This is a genomic window from Streptomyces sp. NPDC094034 (assembly GCF_040303865.1).
GTDB lineage: Bacteria > Actinomycetota > Actinomycetes > Streptomycetales > Streptomycetaceae > Streptomyces.
Window position 1 is genome coordinate 1 of record NZ_JBEOUD010000113.1, and the last position, 1,890, is coordinate 1,890.

3 protein-coding genes are annotated in these 1,890 nt (G+C 62.2%); all 3 read right to left on the reverse strand.

Translation table 11 applies throughout. The features are described from left to right. Positions 1-77, reverse strand: a 77-nt coding sequence (locus ABTZ59_RS37025) for a twin-arginine translocation signal domain-containing protein (RefSeq protein ID WP_351425917.1), incomplete at its 3' end; no start/stop codon positions are given. 220 nt (positions 78-297) lie between these two features. After that, the gene (locus tag ABTZ59_RS37030; RefSeq protein ID WP_111583165.1) at positions 298-759 is read right to left on the reverse strand and encodes a hypothetical protein; all 462 of its coding nucleotides are present in this window, start codon (positions 757-759) and stop codon (positions 298-300) included. Further along, a partial coding sequence (locus ABTZ59_RS37035) for an RHS repeat domain-containing protein (protein WP_351425914.1) occupies positions 756-1,890 on the reverse strand: 1,135 nt, incomplete at its 5' end. The genes ABTZ59_RS37030 and ABTZ59_RS37035, both read right to left, overlap by 4 nt.

The following is a 1,890-nucleotide window of genomic DNA, read 5'->3' on the forward strand; positions in this document are numbered from 1 at the left end:
GGCGCCGCCGTCGCCGCGGCGCCGGTGACGGCCGACTTCTTCACGAACTCCCGGCGGTTCATGGGACTGTGGGTCATTCAAGGCTCCTGAGACTGGAGTTGGCGCGAGCAGGGGGCGTCCATGCGGAGGCTACCCGCGTAGATCGTGCTCGCGCCCTTCAGCGCCGCAAACCAGGAAATGACCATGTCCAGGTCAAGGATGAGTCAGGTGAGCAGCTTCCGGGAACACCGGGAAAACAGTTGGTGTCACCCGCCTACCGAGTGCCGATGCCCTCTGGCCGATGTCCCGGTTGCGCCCTCAGCCCGCGTCCCCCCAAACGGCCCGCAGGTCATCGCAGCGGACGTTGATCGACGCGTCAGTGAGCGCGATCTCGTGCACACAACCCCCGTCCTCGCCCGGGAGAATCTCATCAAGGAGCACGGTGTCGACCAGCATCCAGTCGATGGAGTGCTCATAGTCGATGGAGAAGTGCGTCACTCCTGAATAACTGATGCGCAGCCCGGCGTCGTGCTTCCACTGATTCGGGGAGAACTCCAGGGTCAGCCCTCCACTCTTGTCGGTGGCCACTTGAATGCCAGACAATTCCAGATCCTTGACACAGCGACTATTCCCGTGACCCAAAGCGTAATGCATCGGATCCAATGCAAACTCTTTCGCTCCGGTCGGCAGCCGATCTCGAAACTTCGGGAGTTCAGTCAGGTAAGCCGTTGGATCAACATAGAACCCGCCATCATCCCAGACAGCTTTCACATACTTCATTTGCAACCTTCCGCGGCGAGAGGCGGGCGCCTCCACTTGTCTCCCGAAATATCTTCGGTCCCCTTCGAGCCGATGCGGCCGACTTTCCGCAGCTCGTAGATTGCTCGCCCCTTGATAGCATTCTCCACGCCGGGCGGGACCTCGACTTCCGAGGCTTTGATGCCATGCTTATTGAACCATCCCTGACTGTTGAACAGGCCCACTTCGCGCATGGACTTGTCATAGACATGGATTTCCATGTCCATTCCCTTGTTACTCACCGGGAAGATGTCAGCCCGGCCCGTATACCCCTGCCCGAAGTCCAGGGGATTCGACGGTCCCTTCGGGCCCTTCCCCGCGAGGCCGAGATGGTCGCTCCAGCTCAACGGGTTCGGTACATAGGTGTGGTGATCCGGCGCGGGAACAAGGCCCAGCGGATCCGCGCTGATGTACCGCGCTGTCTCGGGATCGTAGTACCGGTGCAGGTTGTAGTTCAGACCCGTCTCAGGGTCGGCGTACTGTCCTGGAAAACGCAGGGGGCAATCGACTGTCGACGTCGCTTCGTCCGGGGCAGGAATAGGAGTGCCCCAGAGGCTGGTACGACGCTGCCAGACCAGATCTCCTCTCGTGGAGAACAACTCCGTGGGCGTACCGAGAGAGTCGGTGACGACGGCATGGAACTGAGCACATCGCTCAGGATCCGATTCCTCCGCCAGCTGTGCCAGGACCGACGTATTGGCAGCCGCCGCAGTGGGCTTGTGGCGCGTCTGGGCGACCGGGCGATGGCTGTCCGGCGCATAGTCCCAGGTTGTGACCCACCCGTCTGCCGTGGTCTGCTCGGCCAGACAAAGGTCGTCCCAGGCAAAAACCGTACGATCGGCCACGGAGCCGTCGCCGGTGACGCGATGTTTGGAGATTCGTCGGCCGAGCGGGTCGTACGCGTACCTCCAGTGAATTCCGTCCGGGGTGACCACCTCCGTGAGGCGATCCTCGGCGTTCCACCCGTAGGTCCAGGTACGGGTCTGGCCGTTCAGAAGCTTGCGGGTCCTGCGCACAAGGCGGCCTTCGCCGTCGTACTCATAGGAGGTGCGACCGGCCATGCGGACGAGCGTGCCGTCGAACCGCCGCTCACCGGCTGCTTCATGGGCAGGC

Excerpts from the sequence above, each read along its gene's own strand:
- ABTZ59_RS37030 (WP_111583165.1), bottom strand. The coding sequence starts at position 759 with ATGAAGTATGTGAAAGCTGTCTGGGATGATGGCGGGTTCTATGTTGAT.